This window comes from Thalassotalea litorea (assembly GCF_043642205.1).
Taxonomy (GTDB): Bacteria; Pseudomonadota; Gammaproteobacteria; order Enterobacterales; family Alteromonadaceae; genus Thalassotalea_A; species Thalassotalea_A litorea.
Map to the genome: position 1 here is coordinate 78518 of NZ_JBHZSG010000002.1, position 26164 is coordinate 104681.

The window sequence follows — 26164 nt, forward strand, 5'->3', positions numbered from 1 at the left end:
CGTAAAATCGAAACTGGCTAAGCGGTTGGCTAACATAGATGTGGATTTATCGGTAAATCAACAGGTTATGGCGTTATGTCCCACTAGACGAATCAATTAGCGCATGTTTATGTTCGTTGAAAAAATATACACTGTCTGGTTCAATGTTTTTCCAACGCTCTTCCATTATCGCGAGCTTTTCATTGTATAGAGCATTATTTTTCGTGATTGTGGCACTTATTGCCGAATACTTAACTGAATATAAATCCTCGAAATCTTTGAAATACTCTAACGCCGATTTGAAATCGTTATATGCTAAAGCCAATTGCCCTTTATTTTTCTTAAGATATTGTGGAAGCTTCTCTATATAGTAGTCGTCGACTTTAGGATTTTTTATGAACGTAGATATATAATCTTCATAATTTGCAATGCAGTTTTCTGCCGCTGCGTATCGTTTGGTTTCGATATAAGCTTTACAGATTTTATAAAAAGTCATTTTGCCATTAAATTCAGATCCGTCCCCCCAAGAACTCAACTCTGTCATAGGGCGTTTATTATTATACGCCCCGTGCTTTTCAAATTCAGTTATAGCACACTCGTTCCATTCATCTTTGCAGTGCTTGTAATAACTTGGAGCTAAATTACAGCCTGGTAACATTAAACTTATGGTTATTAGTATAATTATATTAAGTATTTTCATTAGAGCATTTTACCGTATGTAGTAGTAACCAAAGTGTATGGTTTTTCATGTATTCACAAATTTGTTTTTGCTTGTCAGTTGGAAGCTCTTCCATCGATCCTGATATGCCTTGATATGAGACGGAAAAACTCACACTTTTCTGAGCATAATCGACAAGGGATATGTCGTAAGATTGGAAAGGGTGGTCATTTTTGAATTGAAGTATGAATAACTCAGATTCTGTAATTTCTTTTTCAATGGTATTTCCACTCGCCGATTGAATGATCGCTGTTACAGGGTAGCTCACATTCTTAAGCGATAGCTCATAGCGTTCTTGGTTATTGAGAAGTAAGAAGTTCTTTTGGTCGATATCAATTCCATTTATGCTAATTTTTTTTTCATCGTTTCTTGTAGCCATTTCTTTCGACGAAAAACTGGCGTTATCTTTGGATAACTTTGGTGCAACAAGGCTCGACAAATACTGCCAGGTTCCAAATGGTTCCTTAACTTGATAACTCTGAAAACCATTTATAGTAAGGTCATCTTCCTGCCCTTTATACATTAATCGGACTTCCTCATTTCGAGCGACGATTATGCGATCATCACTACAAACGTCGAATGATTGATTTTCTGTTAGTTTGACTCTACCAAACTGTTTACTCACCAGGCGGGATTTTATTTTTTTTTCAAATTTAGTTAATATGGCACTGCCCACGACCGTGCAATTATCGGATGCAAAAGTAGGTAGTGATATTGTAAGTAGTGCTGTATATAACAGCCAATTAAAACGGTGCATATGAATCCTTAGGTAGAATTTTAAAGATATAAATAGTGGTTCTATAGCTCAGTGCAACGGAAGCCCATAGTGGTATGATTAATGGAATAAAAGTTAATGTGCCTATGAATATGACTACTGTTATCAAAAAGTAAAAGAAGCTTTGATGGAAAGCATGTTCTGACAATGAAGTAGAGGATTTTGATTTTAAAAATTTATGACCAAATGCGACGGTTAAAAGCAACATAAAAGAGATCAGATATTTATAGAATATTTCCCCAATAGATTGCTCTTTATGGCTTAATGCTGCATGCAAAAGCAGATAAATTCCTGGTAGCTCATAACCAAGGGCGGTTGGATGGATGTCTAGTCTATCAACTTCAGATCCTAAAAGTACAACGCTCGGAATTTCAATTAAGTCTTCTTGATACTCTAAATCAAAAAGAAAGTCTGAAAGTGGAATTTTGTTTGGCATAGCACCTGCTTTATCTGCAAAATTTTGCCCAACAGAAAAATGAATAGGGTTATGTCGTTGAAGTTTTTCAAATTGTTCATTAGAGAAGTGTCTTAATTCTGAACATTTAAATGAGGTCTCATCAGGAACATACTCTCTCGCGACTAGATTCGGGGTCTCTATTGCTTTAGATAAAACTAGGGGGGCTGAAGGAACAATGTGAATCTTGCCATTAATGCAAACTAAAGACCCTAATCTATACTCTCTAACTTTAGCGTCTTCAAAGACTGGCAAATAATGATCCACCCAAACTATATTTTTTGATTTTAATTGTTGGAAAATGGATACCTCAGGAACAGAAGGCAATTGCAGCTCATTACTTCTAACCATTGGTAAATTCAAAATCACTAGTGAGTTTTTTGAAGCTTTTTCAATTGAGTTTAATAAAGCAAGGTCTTGCTCAGCTGAAAAAACATCTACCAATCCTTGTTCATTTCTTAAAAACGAAAAGTCTAGATAAATAACCTTTGCGCCTTTTAGGCTAAGGTTGTGAACGATTTTGGCAATTTCATGTCGAGGAGTGATTAAAGGTTTTTTCCAGTTTTTATAAGTCTCATAGTCAATTGTTAGAACGGCAAAATTATTATATTTATTATCTTCACCTCTAGTTATTTGATGCTTAATAAAGCGACTTGCATCTAATATAAAGTCCGTGTAATTAAATTGTATTTGTTTAAATATAGGTAATTGTTTAGCAAATATGGTCAATGCGGCCCAAATTAACACGGCCACACATATATAAACAGTATTGAACTTTAACTTATGTGAGCGAAATAAACTTCTGTTCATTTGTTTTTTATAACCTTTTAATTTTTGTTTCGTTGTGTGTTTTTTAGTCTTTACGTCTGCTGATTAATACTTAGTATTTAGAACATTTGATAACAGTGATTTTTTTAAACGCCGTAAAATATAAACGGAGCCCAAAAATATGAATTACTATATCTTTCAGTATTAATAAGCTCTCTCTTAGCTTCATTAATCGCTAATCTAGGTTTTATTCCTTTCAATACTTTTCGATAAAATATATCCATTAAAATTGCAGTTGCTTCATCATCTACTGCCCACAATGTCATTAGAGTACTTTGATTACCGGCCACATAAAATGAATAGGGTAGGCCACTTATCCCCATACCTGGCTTTATCGGGTTGGATGCGGTACTGCAGGCAGACAAAACGACAAGTTCACTTTGAAGTTTTAAAGAAGCTATTTCTGACGCAGTTAAATAACCATCGTTAAATTGATCGTCTTGATTTAAAATAATGGATGAATTTTGAGGTGTGTTTTCATCAGAATAACCGTGAGTGGCAAAATGTATATAATTGTATCTAGAAAGGAAATTTGATTTATTATCTTTTTTTACTTGGAATTCAGAGGCATTATTTCTATCTAAGAATGTACTGTTAGTATTTGAAAAATGTTTTTTCAAAAATGATAATTCTCGTGCACTTCCTGGTAAATCACACCAGACTAGCTCATCTCTATTCAATCCCCTTGTACTCGCTATTCTATTGAGAGTATCAGTTCTTTGTTCATTGGCGAGATTAACTGAGCAGGATTGATTTTTAATACTGTAATTAGGGTTGCCAACGGCATATATATCATTACTTGTCCCTCTAGATTGAGACTTTTCTCTTTCAATAGTTAAATTCCATATAGATAGTGACGGGGTATAACTGACATTATGAGATAAGAGGAAAATAGCTCCATCTGGTGAAGGAAGTGTTTCTATCGGAAGGAGGGATAACGCATTATCGGAAGAAAAAATAACGTTTTTCTCATTTTTTAGATGCTCCCATATAGGGAATAGTAACTTTTGTGCCAAATATTTTTGGAGCTGTTTAATATTAAGGACCCTGTCTTTAATTCGATGTGTGTTTTCAGGTTTGTTATTCGAAAATACGAAACCATTAGACTTGGTTTTCCAAAGCTGTGCGTTATTTTCTCGAGTGTAATCTTTCAGCGATAAGCCTGATGCCAAAAACATAGAATACGACTTGATTGTATTAATTATGGCGACACTATTATCAACAGATTGAGTTATAACAGGTTGATTAGGTTTCTTTACAAAGCTAAATAATCGGTTCTCGTCAAAGTGGAAGCTAATATATACCGACTCTAACGCCGCGAGATTAATGTCTGACTTGGAAACAATGTAAGCTGTGGACTCGTGCTCATTTAATACTGAACTATCAACTTTAGTGATTAATTTCTTTAGTTCATTCAGTTCCGTGTCGGTTTCAAGATATTTCTTCGTTATCGCTGAAAGTTTTCTATCCCTAACTTTTTCCTCTAGCTTGCTAGATTGTAATATTGATAAATGCTCATTAGTAATTGCCTCTTTCTGGCTAAATAAGGCATTTATCTCTTGCTTTTCACTATCGGAAAGCTTGGCTTGTTCCAGGGTTATTTTATTAATTAGCTTATCTTTTAGAAGAAGGCTTTTGTGCTTTTCTATGTGTAAAAAAGCACTTTCAACGTTGTTGTTTTTCCGGTAAATATTGAATAGCTTGTCAAAGCTAGGCTGATATTGGCTATACAGGCCGACCTTGTGTTCGTCAAACAATGCTGTCGTTTGGTGAAGTGACTTTTCTACCAGATATTCAAGGGCTATATAGTACTCTTTTGCCTTTTTAAAATAATTCATATCATAAAAATGTTCTGCCAAAGCCTGAGCTAAATGTGCTTTTTGTTTTGTTGATATTGAATTGTTGTGATAAATGTATTCAAGTTTTTCAATAATATTGTTTATTAAAGAGTCTGAGTTCACCGCCTTTCCAAAGCTAAGAAAAGATAGCAATATATTCAAGTCATTCGTTAGCTCTGCACTCTGTTTAGCTTGATTTATATAGGGCTGTTTGTTTTCTATCTCTAATGCCATGATAGCAAGATATGACGCGAGTACTTTCTCTTTAATTGGCGGGTTGAATAAAATAGATTCGGCATGAGCGTGCGCAATCTTAATATGAGTTTGTGCATCTAACACTCTATTTGATTCATTATAAATATTAGCCAAAAGCAAATGAAGGTTTACATATAATGTTGAAAATTTTTGCTTTTGCAGAGCTGCTTCTTTTAAGGCCTTTTTGAGCAAATCAACGCTTTCATCAATTAGACCTAAGGCATAGTAGCTTTTGGCTAATTGGTGTTGTGATTTAATTGTGATGTCAGAATTAAAACCGTAAGCTCTAGATGCACTGCTATATAGCTCTCTGCCTATCGCTAGACTTGTATCATACATTCCCTTATTGAGCAGGTATTCGTTATAGCGCAGTCGTAACTCTAAATATGTCAATGAATGGTTGTTATAACTTAAGGCCAATGCATTTAATTTGCTAAATATTGAATCTAAAGCATTTTGTCGAAAATAATGCACATTTAAATCAATGTACTCATCAATATTGGGAGCTACTTGAGAAAGAGCGCCACTTGAGGATTCTATTTTCTCAAATAGTAACGCATCTAATAATTCAAACCCTTCATGCTCATTACCTTTGTATATATGGGCTAATGCTATTATTGATTTTAAGTACTGTTTTATAGAGTATGAAAACTTGCTTGTATCATTTGCGTGTAAAGTTAATTGCAAGTTTGCGCTCTCAATTGCGGTATCAAACTGTTTTTCAAGTACCATAATTTCAATTTGAGCAGCTTTAACGGATCGGTATAGTTGTTCTATATTTTCTGATACCTGATTTTCGTGATCTGCAATTATAATGTCATGATATTGTTTAGCCTGCTTGGGCATGTAGTTATCGAGAAGATAGGCTGAAGCTGAATATAGGGTGTAATAATATGAGTAATCTTTAAGTCCAATGCTTTCTTGTATATCTATAAGCGACTCGGATGTTTTGTAAGCATTTTCCTTTTGACCTAATGCAAGGTATGTTTCAATTAATTGTTGAGAAACTTTAATTAGAGTCTTTTGTACATTTTCCCCCTTATTGCTGAGTAGGTTAAACAATAATTGAAAATGAACTGCAGCCTTTTTATATCGGCGTGCAGTTTTTTCAGATGACGCCAATATAAAAAGACTTTTTAGTGTTCTACTGTCCTTATCACCAAATTTTTCTTCATTAGCTTTCCAATTTTGAAACAGCTCCTTAAAAGCCAAATCATTATTTGAAAGAATACCGCTAGCAAACGCTGGAACGCCAGATAAGAAAATGGCAAGCGCTGCTGTAAGATATGCTCGAGCTAAAAATGATGATAAGGGCATTTTTAGAATACCAGCTCTTCAGCTTCCTCTTTAAAAGAGTCTACTATCTTGTCCAATGAATTTTGTGATAAAGAGAGTCCATTCGCTGAGTTTTTTATATAACCAGAGCGCTCATCTAAATCTTCGATTAAAGTTGCAAGCAAAAGAACCCCTTTGTCTTGTTCCCCTTTCTTCTCTTTCAAAACAGCCATAAGTTCAGATGATACTTCTCTGATTTTTTCTTCATCACCAATACGCTTATAGAGGTCCATCAGTGCCTTTCCGGACGAAAAGGTTTCGTTATAGCCTACATCGTAGCTGTATTGAGTGCCGTTACCAAAGTCTCCCGTATGCATGAATGGCTTTTCTTGTTTTCGGTAAGCTTCAAGATTCAAGTTGAAAGACTTTCGGCTTAATTCAATTAAATATAATTCGTCTTCACTTGGTTCACTATTTGTAAATAAAGTCTTATCGTGTTTTTCTGCACGTTTCGCAAACTTATGTGCCCATTGGATTTTTTTCCAAAAACTTTCTGTTCGTGTTGTCAATTCGTGCTCAGGACCAAATTCCATTAAGTGATACTGATAGATATTCTCGAGAGCTTGGTCTTGACGAGCAAAGGCATAATTTGAATCTTCTAATGTAGCCACAGCGTTAAAAAATGCCTTGAATGATTCGTTATACTCTTCACTTATAATCCCATGTTCAGCAATTGCATTTAATAGATTGTCTTCCAATTTATTGATTTGTGAAACTGGTACAGGATCAGGTTTGGTACTAACACAGCCAATAAGCGATGCAAAGCAGATTGATAATAAAATGGATTTGAAGATTGTACTCATTAAGTTTTCCTTATTCTGTTGTAGAGTAAATTAGTGTGTTTAAAAAATTACTGTCAGTGGCTAGCTGGTTATATAAAACTTTTAATTCAGGCTCTGATGCTGTGGATAGTCGATTTAGCACTTCTAGTGACCAATTTTTATCGCCATCTAATAGAAGGTTTATCAAGTACCCGAGCTGAGCAGAGTCATTAGCTGGCGAGTTTTCTGGAATGTTTGCGTAAGAAATATTTTTTGTTAGAAGTTGAGTATCTCCTTTGATCTCAAGGGTAATAAGTTCATCTTTATTAAACTCTGAGATATCAAAATTGGTAGCCATACTATTGACTGTTTTTGAAATTGATTTATCAGATTGAGACAGGGTTACACTATAAGTAGCTTTTTTTGCTTGCCATATAATTTCTAAATTTTTCCTTGAATAATCAATATAGAACGGTTCTTTGTTTCCTTCCCCGAAACTGTACGGTAGCACTATAGAAGCAATGGTATCTGACCCTTCACCTCTATGTCTTGCTTGCACTGTAGTTTCAGTTTTAGGCGCAATAAATGACAACAGCAGTTTTTTTACACCACACATTGCTCCGCAATCTTTAATAGTTTCAATGATTACCGGATTATTTTCCGTTAATGGTGAAAGAGAAATTGAATCAAAATATCTAATGGCTAATTCTGTTTTACTATTTGTCGAGACAACATCGCCTTCGCAAAATTCATATTTAGGTAAGTTGGTTTCAGGGTTACTCCGTTTTATCTTTATTGTTGAGACTGTAACTTCATCAAATGGGGTCAAGGATGCGACACTCTCACAAGCGAGTGAATTTAGCGATAAAACTGAAGCACTTAAGCTTAATAATATTTTTTTTATCATGATTACTCTCTAAAACGTTTTGAAATATATGAAGTGGCTATAGGGATAACATCAAAAACCAAAATTAAGACGCTTATCATGGTTTCTGGAATGAATATAATAAAGTGATATCCCCAATGACTAACACAAATGGAAACTGCAAGATGCAATGCTAGTAATGCAGGAATAGCTATCAAACTGAAAAGGCTAGATTCACTTTTTAAGAACAAGCCAAATAAAACTAAATATAAACAAAGGTAAAATATTGCGTGCACCAACAGTGGCGCATGTTGCTGACTTGGATACTTAGTTATAGAGCTTGTTGAATTAACAATGAGATATATACCAGGTATGGTCACGGGGTATCCTGGAACGGAATGATAATCTTGAGAATTCGTATAAGTAGCACCTAATAAGAGCGTTGAGGAAATAGGAAGTTGGTTGTACCATCCACTTTCATTGACATTTTTCATTGAAAACATTCTTATATTGCTTTGAGTGCCTTTTTCAGGAGGGTATGTCTCAAAATAAAAACGGCTAAATTCTGAAGTTAAATGAACGTTGTGCAAACCTTCTATATCTAATTGAAAAGATTCAATACATTGATTGTTTAATTTACAAAAGCTTTCGTAAGTCAATTTTGGTCGCTTTTCAAAATCGCTGCATTTAACTTGACTTACTTGCTCATTAATAAGGTTTATTTGGCTTTCTAAATGCTCGATTATTTCTTTGTTTGTGTGCTTTTCTTCGTTTAATTTTGCGCTTGCTAGCAACAACGACATAGCTGGTATCCAATGTATAACGTCATTCTTGCAAACGAACTCGCTATGGCTGAACTTTCTTCTTACCGCATCGGAAGAGGCGAGATAATTTGTTGAGGTGAAAAATACGTTGTTTTGATTTTCGACTAAGCTGTCTATCCAAGCAGGATCCCAATAAGGTAGTTTATTGTTGCTTCTTGTTGAGGCTATTTGCTGAGCATTATTCAACTCAATGGGGTAAGCAAATGAGCGAGAAAGGAAGACCAGTAATTGGCTAGCTTCAGTTCCCTTTAATGCAGATGATATTTTCTCATCGTGACGTGAAAAAGAAGTCACTAAACCACTAGAGTTAGCCGATAAATCAATATCTAATGCTAGAAACCTAGCATTTTTCGTAGGGCTTTTGCCGTCAGTTAGTGAAGCTATGATGTTTGCTATTTCTTCTCTTGGAATTTGGCTGGGACGGCCCGTTTTTTGATATGAGTAATCATCAAAAGCAATAACAGATGTTGGTATATCATGATGACCATTTATTGTTTCTTTTGCAGGAATATGCAAATACGTAAACATGATATCCTGCAACCAATGCTCGTATGGTAAAGCCCAACTTATCTTGTCTTTATTTACTAACAATAAAATAGATAGGAAATATGCAACGATTAATGAAAATCCGAATGCGTAAATTACTTTAGTAGGATTGGTTTCAGGCTTAACAAGTAAGTTTTTTAGGTAGAGTAACGTATAAATTTTCATTATGTATTTTACAAATTAAAGTCGCACAACCGCTTTATCGATATTAAGACCAAAATAATTGTATGGTTTAGTGGAGCCGGCTTTTTTCACCTTACTAATGATGTCGATGTCGTAATGCTCGGCTATATTTTCTGGTAATTTTGCGCGTAAGCTATCACTTATTTTATTCTTGCGATCATTGAAAAAAGATTTTTTTAAGCCTTGTTTTAATCCGGATATTTCGTTGTCTTTAAATATTAAGTATTTATTTTCTACTACTTCGATAGCGTCAGTCAGGTTGACAAGTTTGTGTTCGATACCTTCTATTTTTAATCGCTTTTCGATATACAAGACTGCTAAAGACTCATCAGCCGTAGTCGGGCAGTCGAACCCTTCGTGACCGTTTAATAGGTCATCAAGCATAATCAAATAAAAAGCCATGTTGGCTTTGGTCAGCTGAATGGTGACCCCGGAGCACTTTAGCTCACAACGAGTAATATCGATTTTAAGCGAAAGAGGTCGGTTTAATATGTCAAAGACTAATTCCGTATCTTTCATTGTTATAGGTGAAGACAAAAATCGTTTTGGTAAACTTGGTCGCAATTGAACATATGGGATGTTAGCTAAAGTAACCTTACCTTTTTGGGCATCAATAATTTGCTTACTTGATATTATTTTTTTTGAATAGGGTGTAGGATAGAAAAAATCATTATTTTCATAATGTTGAGATACAAATACATGACTAAGTGTGTCTTGCGGACGAGCAAATATACTCATCGCATAGCTTAAATAAAACGTCATGGTTTTGCGTCCACCAGCCAAAGAAGCATGAAGTGATCTTTGCGGATCATTAGTTAGGTGCTTTACATTATCTAATAAGCATTGAGCAACCGCATTCATTTCGCTTTCTGTTTTCACATCCGAAATGGCGGTACCAGATGAATCGGTAGGGACCAAAATATCTGCAGAGTGAACCTTTAAAACGGGTAAATTATAATCTTTGGCGAGGTTTTCAAGAATGGTTAATCCATTATCTTGAACTTCAGAATAAGTCTCTAAGACCTGAGCTTTATATTTTGCTGTTGTGATGATCTTTATTTCACTTATGTGTACATTTTTTTGTTCATATAAAGCGTAAATAGATTCACTGATAATTTGTGGGGAGCCACCCACTAGAGCCAATAAAGTGTGGCTTTCAGGACCCAAATCCTTTTGAGAATGAGACATAAAAATACAACTTAATTTTTTATTATTGTTATTAGTTTTTTGTACATATTTATGATTTAATGCTTTTGCATTCTATTTAATTATCAATTTAGTAACAAGTCTTTTACTAAATAATCACGTTGTTTTTATGAATTTTTCCTCACTTTCTTCGCCTGTTAGGCACCTTTGCCTGTTAGACCATGATCCAATTTTTACATTAACGCCTTTGATTGATTGTCAAATTCCCTCCGATGAAGTTGTTTTTGTCGGAACGCACCTGCAAATTGAAAAAGCACAGGCGCTAAGAGGACTTTTAGCTGCAAATAAAATTAAAGTGGAATACTTTGAAGTGAAAGAAAAGATCAAGTCTGAGACGTTTGGTAGGGCGCTGAAAGAAAAGCTTAACTCGTTAAATCGATTGGAAGGCAGTCTTGTGTTTAACGCCAGCTGTGGAAGTCGGTTAGCTGTACTAACCGCAAGTCATGTCTGCTCAGAGTTTGATATTCCGGTTTATGTGGTTGAGCCGACACAAGACAGAATAAGCTGGGTTGCACCAACGTTATATGACAGCGTTGATGTGGCCGACAAAATACAGATTTCGCAATTCTTACAAGCCTATCAAACCGAGGTTTTTAGATACATTGATTTTAAATCAGTGCATTCAGATAGAGCCTTTAGCATTTTTAAGCAATGGCTAGAAAAAGCGAATGCTTATAGTAATGCGTTTGGTCGATTAAACGCTATTACATCAAAAGCGAACTCAAACCATGTAACTGGAAAACTGCCTAATCATTTGGGCGATACGCAAAGGCTCATCAGCGATCTTATTCGTTTAGGCTATGCGATTGAAAACGAAAAAGAACAGTTAGTTTATACGAATGAAACATGCCGAAAGATGGGGATGGGCATGTGGTTAGAATATATAACGCTTGCGCTGGTTGATGACTTGAGAGAAGAGCTTCCTACAATCCAAGATATCGGTTGGGGCGTAGAAGTGATGCGCCATAACGATTCTCTCCGAAATGAATTGGATGTGTGTTTCCTTGCAAACAATAAACTGCACGTTGTTGAGTGTAAAACCAAGAAGTATCAAAGTGGTGAAGTTAAATCCATTATTCATCAATTGGAAGTGCTAGCAGATCTGATGGGTGGTTACTCGGCAAGAGGTGCGCTGGTATCGCTGAAACCCGTGAGCAGTAATGACAGCCTTCGAGCGGAAGAGCTTGGGATCAAAATCTTTGGCCCAAACCATTTACCGAATTTAAAAGCGCACATGAAACGTTGGATAGAGCAAGCTTAACAAAGATAACGAATATTAACACAAGCAACCCGTGTTAGTTGCTTGTGTGAAATCACATTTGTTTTTGACATTACCAATCATCGTTCATGCCGCACGATGATGAAAATGAATCCGAAAACGAATCACATGAGCTGAACGAATCCGTTGAATCGAATGAACTTGATGAGGAAAATGAATCATCAAATACGCTCATTGAAGAGCAGATTGGATCGTGAATAGAGTCGTGCATGCTTGAACAGGTTGACGAAAAATGATCGTCATGTAAATCGGTACCATAAGGATTTCCTTGTACATCCACCCCACCAATGCCTCCAACCATTGGTAAACCGGTCGCTGGATTGACTTGAAAATCATCATTCATGCTGTTTATCGAACTCGTTGAGTCTATGCTACTTGTCGAGTGCATGTTATAAATTGAGTCATCGTCAAACATCGAATTCTGACCAGTATTTTTGCTCGCGCTCCAAGAATCAGGATCTGAGGTAGTGCTGGCGCTTTTAGTCGTTGAATACGACGCTCCTGTACTTGGTGATAAATCTGAAAATAATGCGCCTAAAAATCCCAACGGCACTATTATAAATAACGCGATTGGGCCAAACATCCACACCGAACCAATCAATATTGCCAAACCCATAATTAACTTCATTACGTCTCCTTTTTATTGAGTTCTTAAGCACTATACGATGTGCAGAAATGCCTGTCTGGATCACAAGTTTGTGTTCCAGACGAGTAGGGCATTGTGATTTATGCTGAATCTTTTCACACAATAAAATGCATCAAATTTTCAGTTGGCTTAAGGGCAAAAAGGAATGAAGAAGCCTACCGAATCAAACGAGAAAAATACTTACCTTGATATAGGCGTACATTTTGAACATGATTTTTTGGGGATTGATGACCGATAAAACCACATCAAATGATGGTGTAAATGAGTGTTAATTTATTGTTTGTAATAGAAAAAATCTTTTTATTTATACCGCTGTTATCGGTTGTAAGTTTTAGCGAGGCTTATGTAAGGTTAAGTTGTTTTATTGATTATATTATTGCGAGTGAGTAATATTCCTGTGAATTTTTAGTAACCGATATTCTTTGCTTTAAAGCTTGATTGTATATCGAGAGTGTCAGTTATATGGAAAAACAATAACGGCGAACAATATAAAACGAATAACGAAAAGTGCGCTTTCATTGTGCGTTTATAAAAATAATAATAGGTTTTTCATGGATAAAAAACTCCCATTTCTAGTTCTAATAATAATAAGTTTCATCTCAATCAATGCACTTGCATTTGAATCTGATTTAAAAAAACAGCATGAACAATGTTTAGCGAACTTGCTTGATGGAAAGAATCAAAACTCTCCTCGCTTTAAAGCTTTTATACAAAGTTTTAATTCTGCTACCGATCAAGAAAGAACCCAAATATGTAAGCTACTAAATGGTAATCAATCAGCTACGCAATCTAAAAAGGGACCGCAGTGTAAAATAATTGTTGAAGCAATAAATAAACAGGTTAAATCTGAAAAGCTTTCCGACCTCTATAAAGATATTTTAAGTAATGAAACTGATGTAAAGAATAAAGCGTGTCAATGGGCCAATTACTATTTAATTAATGACTATAGAAAAGTTTCATCTACGCAACCAAAAATAGAATATATCTATTCAAAAACATTTGAAAAAAGCTCTGAAAAAATCAAAGAACAATGTAAAGAGTGGAAGGAGGTTTTGAAAAATAGTGTGTTAGTTGAGCCTGATACAATATCGTTTGCTACGAAAAGCTTTGAATTGGCAGCTAAATATGAAACAGCGCAAGTAGGAAGCGGTATACAATATTGTCAATATATGAGTCAAAGCTTTCGCTCTTTAGAACAATATAAAGTTGGCGGCGAATATTTAACTCATAAATACGACAGAAGAGTTAAAATGCATCTAGAAAAGAACAAAACTCCATGCGAATTAGAGTCAATCTATTGTCAGTATGATGGCATGGAAAATCTTATTCGTAACTTAAGTAGAGAAAGGCAGTTTTACAAGTGGCAACAAGTACAAAAGAATGCGACGTACACAAAATACGATAAATTAATTAACGAGTTTATATTTAAAGGATCGATTGATGCGTTGATATTAGCTCAACAGTTAATGCTTGTACGTGCAAAAGAAGAGAAGGAGCCATTAGAAAAATTAATGTACATTGACGCTCTGTCGAGAGCATACTATTTAGCAACAGATTATAAAAAAGCATACACTGCAATATCTGAAGCATTGTCATTAGTTTCTAAACTACCTGAATCAGCTACTTATCAGCGTATTTTTTATAGTTTGTCGGTTGGAAATTTATTAATTTTAAGGAAACTTGGAAAAACGCAAGAATTTCATCGTTATTTTGCTGAGCTTGAAAATTATGCGCTAAATAAGCAGTTACGAAATCCAATCTGGGATATGTTGTATTTTGATCTAGGTGTTGAAACCGGCCAAACAAATGATAACGTTGAACTCAAAAACTATATAGAAAAGTCGTCAGCGTGGTGGAATGTAAATAATACATCAAACTTCAGTGATTTTTGGTTTAGTAAAGCAACAGATCAATATTTTCCTTCATTATTAAATTACAAACTTGAATTTCATCGTAATAACTACTTCGCCGAACAAGCGACACTAAAATTGCTATATGATGAAATTAATAAAGGACCTTCGAAAGGGCTTATTCAAGTCGTAACAAACATACAACTGTTGATGCGATTGGTAGATACATATGACAGACATAATGAATATTATCAAGCTTTAAGTGCTCTTAATATAGCTTCTGAGGGGCTTTTGAATGTTTTCCGACATGACGATTCTGCAATAAAGTATGCGAACGTCGAAATTGATCGACTATTCACGCAAATTATTAAAAGACGCATAGAAATTGAGAGTAAAACTTCTCAAGGTGTCAATGCCGCTAATCTATTAAAACTTGCCCAAGTAGGGAATTTATTAGAAGTTAATGCTTCTTTGTTTGCAAGCGATAAACGTATTTTAGAGGAAAAGAATCAAAAGCTTGCGGAGTTTGCCAATAATCAATCGAATTTTAAAATTACATTAGACCAATTTGTTAATGATTCATTAAGTAAAACGAATGAAGATATTGATATGTTGGTGTCTCGTTTTTATCAGGAAATAGTAACACCAAAAAGTTCATTGCAAACGTTGCATAATGAATATTTTTTCAATCCTTATTTTAATGACACTAATTTAGAACAACTAGTCTCTAATGTCCCTAATAATACAGCTAAATTATTTTACTTTATTATTGATGATATGGTGAATATTTGGAGTATTACGAGTGAGGGCGTTTTACTAACTCAACATGAGATCATTATTGAAGAGATACGGGACAATATAAAACAAATTACGGCAGCTGATGTTACTGATACTGTTTCTGATATTAAAGACATTGCGAGTTATTTATATTTAGACTTGATGTTACCCGTCGAAAACATCATTAAAGGTAAAGAAAATATTATTGTTGTCCCTGATGCTGAACTGATAAACTTGCCTTTTTCTTTGTTGGTGAATGGTGAAAATCAATGGCTAATAGAGCACTATGCATTAGGTTATGCACCTAGGGTTGATGTAATACATGAAGAAGCTATGCTAGCTAAATCCGTTGGTAATGGCTTCTTGGGGTTGGGTGATCCCGTTATTTCTACATCGAAAAATAATGATAACAGCGTAAGGGGGGCATTAGCTGCATTACCTGAAACCGCGAGTGAAATTAAACGCATATCGAATATATTTGAGCATTCTGAATCTTTATTAGCAAGCAACTTAACCAAAGAAAATACACTTAATTTATTGCAAAAAGGCTTTGAGTTCATTGATTTTGCTACTCATGCATCTTGGATCACAAACCAGTATGGATTAGTTGATTCGGGTTTAATGTTGTCTCCAGATAATAATGGGAAGCAAGATTTTCTATCGGCAACTGAAATAAAGCAATTAGATCTCGGTCCGGCGACGGTCTTTTTATCCGCATGCAGTACGATTTCTGGTCAATCTAAAGGGTATGAAGGGTTAACTGGGTTGGCAGCAAGCTTTTTTGATGCAGGCGCTAAAGCTGTAATAGTTTCTCATTGGAACGTCTACTCTCAATCAACCGAAGAAATGATCGTAAAAGTTTTTGAGCGATTAAAAAATACGGATAGGGACTTATTTCATGCAATCCGCGAGGTTCAGATCGACATGATTAATTCGGGCAACCCATTATATGGTCACCCGAGGAGTTGGGCGGCATTTTCAGCTTATACTCGATAGGTGCGTGGGCTCATTAATATCTGACAATATTCATTCTGTAAATTGTATTTTGAAATGATGCCCGAACCGTGCCATGATAAGGGTAAGAAAAAGGTGCATTTTGAGGTCCTTATTAGGCTTGAAATCACCTTCGATATACCATGTAAAAGACGTCATAAAGACGTTTTTTTATGCGCTAGTGTGTACTCTAGTGCACACCCATATTCAGGTTTTCTTACAGAGACCGAAAAAAATTGTGACATAGCGATTGCCACATAAATTTGTTTTAGTCTTGATATAAAAGGGCTGCAGGGGAAAATCCCACCAGACGAATCTCGTCGAGAAAAACCGGCATAATGCCGGGTTTTTCGGTAGTCCCCCCAATAAATAAGTGACGTCAAAAGTGGAATTTTCAAAGAGCATGATATTCACTCCAGAACACGTAAATAAAGCATTGTGGTGACTACGACAATCACCTAACGATACTTTAAGAGGTAAAAATTAGGCATTTTCAAAGCTAGTTAAGCGGAAAAAAAGTGGGTTTTTCAAAGTTAGTTAAGCGGAATTTTCAAAGAGCATGATATTCACTCGAGACCCCGTAAACAAAGCATTGTGGTGACTACGACAATCACCTAACGATACTTTAAGAGGTAAAAATCAGGCTTTTTCAAAGTTAGTTAAGCGGAAAAAAAGTGGCTTTTTCAAAGTTAGTTAAGCGGAAAAAAAGTGGTTTTTTCAAAGTTTGTTAAGCGGAATATTCAAACGTTAACGCCGACCGGTCAACGTCTGGAACAGTGTGATGTGATTCAGTGACATCGGATGACAAAATATCGTTTACAAAAAACCTGGCTTTAGTGTTAAGGCAATAAAACGGCAAAACAGGGTTAAAGCTCAGCAAAACCCAGTTATCGTAGGGGGATAGGTCATCTTAGTGAAATACATAATTCACTAAGGAATGGCGAAAAATTCGTGTTTCTTAAGGTAGTTGTGTGGTGGCAAGGGCTGCCTAACAGGAAGAGAGCGTATAAGTGGCCGATTACTCAAATTTCAGTCTTCGATCATATACATAGCCTTTAGGATTATATTGTGTGCCAGTGGCTAGAGTTACTGACTCACTTATTGATTCAAACAATCCCTTAAAAATTTTTACTTCATCAGAGCTAGATATGTAATCAATAATACCTTGAGCTAGCCTGTCTATAATGTTGTTAGCAATATCGTTTCCAATGTTTGCTGCGGCAGCTAACGACAATAACCGTTCCCTACCTGGAAAGGTTTTAGAGTTCGACATCTTTAACGCCATTTTACTGTCAATAACGCCCTGCTTTGCATAAATCTGTGTATGAGTCACGTCAAATATAGGCGAAACAAAAACATGTTTGTAATTTGGCGTGTACTGTAGAGCAAAATTTTTCAGATGTGCATCGCCATTACCAATTAGACAGTTAAAGATAATGTACTCATACATTTTTTTTGTTTCATCGATATTCTTTGTGAAAATTTGAGTTGCTTTTAAAAGGTGCTCGTATGAGCCTTGATATTTAGCCGTAGGTTCTAGACCTTTCTTCATTAAAGTAGTGAAATCTTCATACCCAAGAGGCGTTCCATTGGGCTTATCAAAGCGCTCAATAACGAATAGCTCTGTGTTCGCAGATAAATACGTTGGAGGCGCGTTTAAATTGCAAGCTCTAGCCGCTTGCATACACACATACTCATTTATAGTTAATAGTGGAAACTCTTCACTTGAAGATTTAACGATAAAATTTTTCTGTTCAACCATTCTCCCAAAATCCGATGATAGTAATACTTTTGGCTGCATACCCCCTACCATATTTCTCAAATAGTAACGTTCCAGCAAAGATGGGAAGATGGGCGATTCACCAGCGTAATTAATTATTTCCGAAATCGGGGTGTGCTCAACTTCTGGCAACACAATGTCACCTTCATAAGATAGCAGCCCTATGCCATTATCAGCTTGCAATGCCAATAAATACATATCATCAACATTCGCATATCTTGCAAGCTTGTCAGCTATGTAACGTCTATTGCTACCTTCTGGTAGGTTTTGTGCAAAAATAGGATGTAAAACACCGTGATTAAACGGCTCTAGGTTCCCCCTATTCATGGTGATAGAGGGGGGAGTGTTTATCGTATTCGGCTGGTAATTATAATGAGCAGTCCGTGTGAGCAATCCAATATATTCGTTATTAGATAGAACTTTTAACTGCTTAATGTCATTTGGTAATTTCATATTATTCGTCATCCTTGAAGAAATTTTCAAGTTCATCAAAGTCAGGGATATCATCTTCTATTGAAGATACTGTGAGCTTCAGTCCAAGTGCCCCTAAATATTTGCTTATAATCTTTAAAGAACCATCAAATTTACCTCTTTCTATTCGAGAGATAACGGATTGCTTTATTCCAGTAATGCCTGCCATTTCTGTTTGGGATTTTGATAATTCTTTTCTTTTTTGAACAGCGCAGCTCCCTATTTCACTTAGGTTAAACATAACATTTCTCCCGCTAAATATACCTATATAGTAATATATGGATATGTTTATAGCAAATTATCACTATATAGTGATAATTAAGGGCTTTTGTTGTTGACCATTTCGCTGTAATGAGGTGGCATAAAATTATCTGCCTCAAAGTCAAAAATAGAAACTAGCGATAGAGTCCAGTCCCTCCCTCTAATCTAAATTCAGATTTTCACAAACTAGTTCAAAAACACATTAACTCATTGTTTACCGGGGTATTTATGATTGACATGGAGCGTTTTTAGCGTTTACCCATATTGATGAGCATTTGATTTTAATGATAAATAAAAAAGGATCTACGTTATATCGATCCTTAATTTCATATCAGCCCGCAAGAAAGTGGGCTTTCTAATAATTTTACATTGACCTTAGCCAGCATCTTCTTGTATGAATCGAATAGATTTTACTAGACGCAAATATGTTGAAATACTTGTAAAACCAACGATCTAATTGTAGTATTTATCTTGTGTATAATATGATTGTTTACTTAAGATCAGATACAAAAAAGCCCGACTACCAATTGGGCTGATAACGAATTAGGGATCTCTTTTTAGAGCTCCCTAATTTTTTTGTAAACAATTCAGTAGGTTAAAAACGATAAAAAGATAAATACGATTACAATTATCTTGCTTTAGGCTTATAAAACAAGAGGTTACGTTATTTGCCTGGTTTTTTGGTTGTTGGCGTTATTAGTTAACTAACAGGGACGCGCACTACGAATGCCTGCTTTGTGCCATTAGGCAACGCTAACGAACACCGTCCCATAAAGCGCTATAGGGAACAGCAAATGTATTTTCAATAGGGGTGGGTATAATATGGTTTCCGCTATAGAAAATAACACCTCCTTTCCAGTTTTTTCCTGCTATATCGGCCAACGCTCTAAGACCTTTGTAGTCTTCCTCGGATATGGACGTAGATCTTTTCATTTCGACTCCCCATACTAAGCCTGCTTTTTCTAGTACCAAATCTACCTCCCTCTTTTTTTGATCTCGAAAATGATAAGATTCTACGTCGTCGTCTATCCATTCAATCTGCGTAAGGATTTGTTGAACCGTATAGCTCTCAATTAGATGCCCAAATAGCTTGGGTTTGGTTAGCCAATCTTCGGATGTTAAGCCGCAAAGAGCGCTGAGCATTCCAGAATCAATGAGGTGGATCTTTGGAGACTTGATCAATCTTTTTCCTAGGTTGGTTGACCACGCAGGAAGAACTCTGATCAAGAATAATTTTTCCAATGTTGATAGGTAACTCTTGGCTGTCTCAACACTGATTTGCACGTCTTTTGCCAGCGAATTCATTTCGAGCAAGGTGGCTGATCGCACAGCGCACAATTTAAACATTTTTAATAATGCGTCTGGATTTCTGATGTCGTCAACAGCCTTGACATCACGATTAATAATATCTTCTAAGTATACTGAAAACCAACGTTTAGCCCGTCGCTCTGTTCTTGTTAACGGTATTGGGTATCCGCCTCGGCATACAGCAACTTTTAATTTTTCTAAAGTATCTGAATACGCATTGGTTTTTGGCTTAATGCTGCCCGATAGTAATGCTGCCACAAAGCTTTTACTTGCGGGGGTATTCGAAATTTCATGATTTGTTAGTGGAAACAAGTATATCGGCTCATGCCTGCCAGCCAACGAGTCTTGTATCTGCTCCATAAGAAGTAAATTTGCAGAACCTGTTAATAAAAAGCGCCCAGGAGTTCTGTCTTCATCAACGCTTTTTTTTATCGCAAGCATTAGCTTGGGCGCTCGCTGGACTTCATCAATAATGACAAATCTCGGCAACGATTGGACAAAACCCATACTATCCTCAAGCGCTAGGTGCAGAAGGTTTTGATCGTCCAAGGTTACATATTCCCTATCTGGGGCGACTATTTTGGCTAGCGTACTTTTCCCTACTTGCCGAGGGCCGAGGATGCTCACTACAGGCGTGTCAATCAATGCTTCCTCAACAAGTTTTTTAATTGGTCTTGTATAAATTTCCAACTTCCGTCTCAATTACTAGTTTAATTATAAATTTTATATCTTGTGTAATACAATACTTCAGATGGTGGCAAAATCCAAATAGAGGTGGTGGTAAAATCCAAATAGAGGTGGTGGTAAAATACAAATAGAGGTGGTGGTAAAATATAAATAGAGGTGGTGGTAAAATACAAATAGAGGTGGTGGTAAAATACAAATAGAGGTGTTTAAGGTAGGCGATTATACGAAACAATCAACGTCCACTCATCGCTCGAAGCAGACGCATCTGCCGTTCCCTTGATTTCATCGTAATGAAACCAGTTGGAATGTCAAATAATATTGTAACCTCTTGTTATGAAGATAGATCGTCAGCTAATCCTAAGCTTGAACCCCCTTGTAATGCCTGGTTCTACGCACTACAAAGGCGTTATAAACAACAGAATAAGTTAGTGGGTCTAATAAAGTTCTGAGAAAATAGTATATGTTTACCACTTTGATGACAATTACGGCCAGTAGATGGCCTATTTCACAAAGCCCGTTAAATTGCCATGATTGTAATTTCTGCAAGCGATTGATTATAAATACCTTTTATGAATAATTCTATCGTGCCGATACAAAACGTCAATATCTATCTTGTTGAATTTATGTGTTTTTCATTTATACGGATATAAAAAACGAGATCATTTAGATCCCGAATTCGTTATCAGCCCAACTACCAATCGGGTTTTCTTGTATCTGATGCTTGCTGAATCATCGCATTATGGCGGTGGCTCAAAACCAAGATCCGAATAAACCGGGCACATTACTCCTTTCAACCACGCTATCGCCCTTATCCCGCGCGTTTTTTATCGTCAAACGGTACTACTTCATTGACCGCGGCTTGCGTACTTTGCGTCTGTGCTCGCATCATTTTTTCAAAGGCGCTGCCATCGTGGTGATACAGGTTTTGCACAAACGGCGCATACACTTCATAGAGCATGCGGGTGCCAGCATGGCCTAACAATCTCGATACATACAAGGGGTTTTCATGGGCGGCCAGATGCAATACCGCAGCGGTATGGCGGGTTTGATAGGGACGGCGTTTGCCAAGGCCGGCTTTTTTCAGTGTGGGATACCACAGGCTTCGGGCAACAAAGTGGGTGGTTAACGGCTTACCGGAGGGTTTGGTAAAGACAAAGTCCTTGTCACCATTGCGGCCTTCGGGCATGGCGTTAACGGCACGTTGTAGAGCCTGATAAAGGGTAGGGGTCATATGAATGTCGCGACGCGATTTCCGGGTTTTGACATCGGTGAGTGCTTCGACAAAATTGCGGCGGACTAAAATTCGTCGGTGCTCAAAATCGACACACTCTTTGAGCAACCCATGAACCTCACAACTGCGCATCCCGGTGTGAAAGCGCAATAGGTAATAGTCGTGCCAATGCGGATCCAGGTAGGTAAGAAACCGACGCACTTCGTCCTGAGTTAATGGGCTGGGATCGCTTGGCTCTTCGCGCAGCGCTTTTAACCGGTCAAACGGATAACGAATATTCAATTCATCACATGCCAGGCGCATCAGTGAGATCACCGGCACCAAAATGTTGTTAATGCGCTTGTTGGAAAGCTTACGCGTGCCGTCCTGTTTTCGTAATTGACACAGTTGATCTCGAAATTGTTGCGCATGGGCCAGCGTCACGTCATCGATACGCAAATGTGCGAAGTAGGGCAGTACGTAATTACTTAACGTGCTTTTCAGGCATCGAACGTAGGTGGTCCGCCACTGATGTTGATTGCGCGCCACATAAGCGTTCATGTAATCATCAAAAAAGACCGCACTGGTGCCGGTAAGTTTTTCCCGTTTTAACTGAGTAAACAAGCTCGTTTTACGACTGTTTGGAAAGTGCTGGCGATATTCAAATGTTCCTAACGCGATTTCGGCATTGATGCGTTTTAGCCGTTTTCTCGCTTTGCTTAAGTTTGCCGGGGTATTGGCCAGGCCCGAGCTCTCGCGAAAGCGGTGCCCGTAGATATGTAGGTCAAATTGAATGTTGCCGTTTTTCGGAAATCGAAGGTGTGCCATAGACGTGCTCCTGTGCAAGGGGAGAGATCAGGTATCATCAACCACATACCTTGTGTCACTATATGCGAGTGCTGTATATTTGTACAGTAGTATTTCGGTTGATTGTTGTTCTCATCAAAATAGTGGAAACGTGACCAGTGGAGAAGCGAGGTAGCGATCTCGTTCAACCTATGTGAACTACTCGTGAATGAATTCACGAGCTTCCAGCTAAGCCGCGAGGCTTTACGTTCTTTTTTGACGTTTCTTGATTTACGAAGCCTCTTTTGAAGGCTGCGACTTCCGATCAAACTCACGTCCGATAACATCATCCGCAGGCTTTAATAAGCCTTTGTCCGTCAGCTCCGTTCCACAGCCCATAATAAGTTTAATTGTTCGCTTCTTAATAACAGCACTCGCGTTATTGTCCGCATTGTCAGCATGGTTACAGCGGACACACTGAAATAACTCTTGGCTTTTCCTGTTGTATTCCTACAACAATTGTAGTGTGTCCACGAAAATGGGGTAAGTCGACACTCCTGACTGGTTTGGAATGGGGAAACATAGAAAACAGCCTTGCCTGCTCTCTGCGCTTTGTATTCAGTAAATGATTGAATGATATGCCATCCGACTGACAAGATACTTCGGTTTAAGCCTGACTTTTGTGCGACAACCTTGCCACTGGCGCAAGATGTCTGCTTGCTCCAAAGTAGATTTTGCCTGAAATTTTATGCCTGTTATCATAAGGTTACGTTATACTGTATTTATGAGGCTATGTTCCATTCATGTGTGGGTAGCGGTCAATTCCTTTCATACTTCTATCCCTTAAATAGCGCTTATTGAACAATATGACATCCGACATGTAGCCGCTTTGGAAGCTACAGATTCTCACCCAAGTATAAACGATGAGCTTTACCAACCTCGGTCACAAGCTCATCCATATCACCAAAGGCAGCCAAGCCAGACTCTTTCGCGTAATGAGACCAATTAGAAGCCGTCTCTACCACAACCTTGACCATCTTCTTAGCTTTCGCCTTACCAATGTCAGCGAATTTCGCCACAGCCAATAAATCATCCAACTGTATATCGCGAGTTTTACCATTTATGGTCATTTGATGCTTACTAGTCCATCCAGCACCATTACTGTATGTGATGTCATAAGCTGGCGACAGCTTCCAAACACCCGACTGATCCATTAAAAACGAAATGTTCTTTGTGTGATCATCTTGGTTAACTAACACCACATTAAAAACCATGCGCAAATAGAACTGCTCAATCTCTTTGGCCGATAAACCAAGCTGACGCATTACACCTATCGCCTGCTCATAAGAATAACCACCAGAGACATTGAAATCATAGTGAGCCATACCACACAGAGATTGCATGTGAATCTTGTCACCACCATTAAGCCTGTCAAAGCGCTTAGTCATAAAGTGAGAACGCCCGTTTTCCTCAAACAAACGACACTCATTCATTTCTACGCCAGTATCTACAGCCATTAAGTAATACGCGTATTCAAGCAGACCAAAACCTTTGGGATCTGAAAGCAACTCTTTATCTTTATTGCCATCCACACCATCAAACTTTAGCAAGTAATAATCGAAACCTTCGCCTGCTGGAGCCTGACCAGTTTTAATAACATTCGTTTCTTTGTTCCACGCAATAATCGCTTTTGCTCGCGCACCACCTGCTGATGTACCAACCAAAATAATCTGCTCAACAGTTTCGCGTCGCGCATCCTGACCTTCATGATCAAATGTCGCGTTTAACTCAGTCTTTTCTTGAAGCGCCTTATTAGCCAAATCAACAAGCTCACTTAACTGAATTTCGGACACGCTTTCTTTAATCTCACCAACAGTCGGCCTAAACTCTAGGCCACCCATGCCACGAGAGCCGATATAACAAAGACGCTCTATTGGACTGAACGACTCTGGATTACGTGAATTTCGCTCTAACCACTGATCAATTAATCGGTTACCAAACTTGTCCGGCAAACTATCAGCCAACATTCCTGGCAAACCTTTAAAGGTTTCTTCTGATAAACCACCAAACGAATATGACTTACCACTCAGCGGCATCTTAATTGGCGATAACTCAATTCCCGAACGCTGAAAGTGCTTCGAATACTCAAAGAACCCCAAACCCCTTTGCCAAGTTACCGAACCAATCATTGTATCCCACAGGTACACATCAGCCTTTTCGATTACTCCTGCCATTACATTACTTGTCCTTATCTCCATGTAATTGTTGAATCGTTTTATTCCACTCAAAGCCAGTTGATGACTGATGATCACCCTTCGGTTTTCCCACACGCTTACGCGGTTCATTTCTAGCTGTAATTAACGACGCTGACTTAATTGGCGGCTCCGGCATAAAGTTATCAATCTCATGCAACTTGCCCAAGGCACGCAATACGGCCAAAACCTTTAACATTCCTACGCTTCGCTTACCGCCCTCTAACCCCTGAACAGTTGAAACATTTACGCCAGCTTTATCAGCTAACTCTTGTTGCTCCAACCCCTCGTTAAGACGCGCCTGTAAGAATCGCTTACCTATCATCTCCAAGATAGCAGCATTACTCATTCTATCGAGCTTCATAACAGTGAAAATTTCCATTATTGTGTCTGAATATTGACAATATAGCGTAAAAAAGCATTATTACGCAAACATATTAATAGTGAAAATAAGCACTATTATGTGGCAGAAGATGACAGTACAGTGCTTATTTGCACTATTACGTTTAAGCTTCACAAAAACCCTAACACCGACCTACCCTATATTCATAGTTTATACTTGTAGGTTACGTACTTGCTGTCTACGAATATTGAGCGAGAAACATTCGATGATCTCCGCTTTTCTCTCGATTCAGCAAGTACATTTGCTATTGACTATAGCGCTTTATGGAATGGTATTCGTTAACGTCGCCTATTGGCACATTGAGACGTTTACACCAATACGATTGTCTCTTTTGAGGCTTCTGTTACCCAGTATTCTGAGGGAACATCACTATCCAGAAAACGGAAGTAAGCAATATAGCTGTCCAAATAGTGTGTCGCCACTCCCCTAAATCGTTTATGCTCAATATCAAAGGGTAAGTTCTTTACCAACGTTGAATACGAGGGATTACCATCAGTACAAAGTATCGTGTTTGGCAACAACACTGGCGCTAGGGCTCGCTCAATCTCTTGCTTCGAGTTGTTCTCCATGACCGCGTGCATGACAGCTCCTTGGCGGTTGAGCGGAATCATTATTGGAACTTTTGGAGGATTGCCACCGCCTCGGAAACGCGGCTCCCTATCGAGATCTTTTGCTCCCTTGTCACTGCGAGGCAAGAAAGTCTCGTCGGCCTAGACGATACCGTGTAGCTCAACAGGTTTATCAACTTCAGCATAGTTGTTAGGTTTAGTGTATTAATTTCAGCATAGATTTCCCCTATAGTGTTTTTATTTGAACACAGTTGCAAGATAAACTGTGTTGATATTAGTACAGTTTCGCCTTATTCTGTATTTAATTTCACATAGCTTTGCGGCT

General features: G+C 37.5%; 19 protein-coding genes. 2 read left to right on the forward strand and 17 right to left on the reverse strand.

The window, feature by feature from the left end:
* Positions 1–73 precede the first annotated feature (73 nt).
* From ACHUFQ_RS01500 to csm6, 8 genes are all read right to left on the reverse strand, one after another.
* Positions 74–679, reverse strand: coding sequence for a hypothetical protein (locus ACHUFQ_RS01500; RefSeq protein ID WP_394172314.1), 606 nt, complete (start codon positions 677–679; stop codon positions 74–76).
* A complete protein-coding gene (locus ACHUFQ_RS01505; RefSeq protein WP_394172316.1) occupies positions 666–1454 on the reverse strand; it encodes a hypothetical protein in 789 nt (262 codons plus the stop codon). The genes ACHUFQ_RS01500 and ACHUFQ_RS01505 overlap by 14 nt, the downstream gene beginning before the upstream one ends.
* The gene (locus ACHUFQ_RS01510) at positions 1441–2736 is read right to left on the reverse strand and encodes a CHASE2 domain-containing protein (protein ID WP_394172318.1); all 1296 of its coding nucleotides are present in this window, start codon (positions 2734–2736) and stop codon (positions 1441–1443) included. The genes ACHUFQ_RS01505 and ACHUFQ_RS01510 overlap by 14 nt, the downstream gene beginning before the upstream one ends.
* A 104-nt stretch (positions 2737–2840) precedes the next feature.
* On the reverse strand, positions 2841–6164 hold the full coding sequence (locus tag ACHUFQ_RS01515) for a CHAT domain-containing protein (RefSeq protein ID WP_394172319.1): 3324 nt from the start codon (positions 6162–6164) through the stop codon (positions 2841–2843).
* Between the two features lie 2 nt (positions 6165–6166).
* Positions 6167–6985 (reverse strand): hypothetical protein, encoded by an 819-nt coding sequence (locus ACHUFQ_RS01520; RefSeq protein WP_394172321.1) that lies wholly within the window; start codon positions 6983–6985, stop codon positions 6167–6169.
* Between the two features lie 10 nt (positions 6986–6995).
* Positions 6996–7850, reverse strand: coding sequence for a hypothetical protein (locus ACHUFQ_RS01525; RefSeq protein ID WP_394172323.1), 855 nt, complete (start codon positions 7848–7850; stop codon positions 6996–6998).
* A 2-nt stretch (positions 7851–7852) separates the two neighbouring features.
* Positions 7853–9343 (reverse strand): CHASE2 domain-containing protein, encoded by a 1491-nt coding sequence (locus tag ACHUFQ_RS01530; protein ID WP_394172325.1) that lies wholly within the window; start codon positions 9341–9343, stop codon positions 7853–7855.
* Between the two features lie 15 nt (positions 9344–9358).
* Complete coding sequence (gene csm6, locus ACHUFQ_RS01535) at positions 9359–10549, reverse strand: CRISPR-associated ring nuclease Csm6 (protein WP_394172327.1); 1191 nt, start codon at positions 10547–10549, stop codon at positions 9359–9361.
* 205 nt (positions 10550–10754) lie between these two features.
* Between csm6 and ACHUFQ_RS01540 the strand changes: the two genes are divergently transcribed.
* Complete coding sequence (locus tag ACHUFQ_RS01540; RefSeq protein ID WP_394172329.1) at positions 10755–11828, forward strand: Card1-like endonuclease domain-containing protein; 1074 nt, start codon at positions 10755–10757, stop codon at positions 11826–11828.
* A gap of 70 nt (positions 11829–11898) precedes the next feature.
* On the opposite strand, the gene ACHUFQ_RS01545 is transcribed toward ACHUFQ_RS01540, so the two are convergent.
* A complete protein-coding gene (locus tag ACHUFQ_RS01545) occupies positions 11899–12474 on the reverse strand; it encodes a hypothetical protein (RefSeq protein ID WP_394172331.1) in 576 nt (191 codons plus the stop codon).
* A gap of 569 nt (positions 12475–13043) precedes the next feature.
* Here ACHUFQ_RS01545 and ACHUFQ_RS01550 point away from each other — a divergent pair.
* A complete protein-coding gene (locus ACHUFQ_RS01550; protein WP_394172333.1) occupies positions 13044–16115 on the forward strand; it encodes a CHAT domain-containing protein in 3072 nt (1023 codons plus the stop codon).
* Between the two features lie 1015 nt (positions 16116–17130).
* Here ACHUFQ_RS01550 and ACHUFQ_RS01555 read toward each other — a convergent pair.
* From ACHUFQ_RS01555 to ACHUFQ_RS01590, 8 genes are all read right to left on the reverse strand, one after another.
* The gene (locus ACHUFQ_RS01555; RefSeq protein WP_394172335.1) at positions 17131–18345 is read right to left on the reverse strand and encodes a type II toxin-antitoxin system HipA family toxin; all 1215 of its coding nucleotides are present in this window, start codon (positions 18343–18345) and stop codon (positions 17131–17133) included.
* A gap of 1 nt (position 18346) precedes the next feature.
* A complete protein-coding gene (locus ACHUFQ_RS01560; RefSeq protein WP_394172337.1) occupies positions 18347–18604 on the reverse strand; it encodes a helix-turn-helix domain-containing protein in 258 nt (85 codons plus the stop codon).
* 773 nt (positions 18605–19377) lie between these two features.
* Positions 19378–20622, reverse strand: a complete 1245-nt coding sequence (locus ACHUFQ_RS01565; RefSeq protein WP_394172339.1) for an ATP-binding protein — start codon at positions 20620–20622, stop codon at positions 19378–19380.
* A gap of 805 nt (positions 20623–21427) precedes the next feature.
* Positions 21428–22657, reverse strand: coding sequence for an Arm DNA-binding domain-containing protein (locus tag ACHUFQ_RS01570; RefSeq protein ID WP_394172341.1), 1230 nt, complete (start codon positions 22655–22657; stop codon positions 21428–21430).
* Between the two features lie 335 nt (positions 22658–22992).
* On the reverse strand, positions 22993–23271 hold the full coding sequence (locus tag ACHUFQ_RS01575) for a zinc ribbon domain-containing protein (protein WP_394172342.1): 279 nt from the start codon (positions 23269–23271) through the stop codon (positions 22993–22995).
* Positions 23272–23511: 240 nt separating this feature from the next.
* The gene (locus ACHUFQ_RS01580) at positions 23512–24927 is read right to left on the reverse strand and encodes a type II toxin-antitoxin system HipA family toxin (protein ID WP_394172344.1); all 1416 of its coding nucleotides are present in this window, start codon (positions 24925–24927) and stop codon (positions 23512–23514) included.
* Positions 24854–25249 (reverse strand): helix-turn-helix domain-containing protein, encoded by a 396-nt coding sequence (locus ACHUFQ_RS01585; protein WP_394172346.1) that lies wholly within the window; start codon positions 25247–25249, stop codon positions 24854–24856. The genes ACHUFQ_RS01580 and ACHUFQ_RS01585 overlap by 74 nt, the downstream gene beginning before the upstream one ends.
* Before the next feature lie 329 nt (positions 25250–25578).
* Positions 25579–25965: a hypothetical protein gene (locus tag ACHUFQ_RS01590; protein WP_394172348.1), complete on the reverse strand. Its 387-nt coding sequence runs from the start codon at positions 25963–25965 to the stop codon at positions 25579–25581.
* Between the last annotated feature and the right edge of the window lie 199 nt (positions 25966–26164).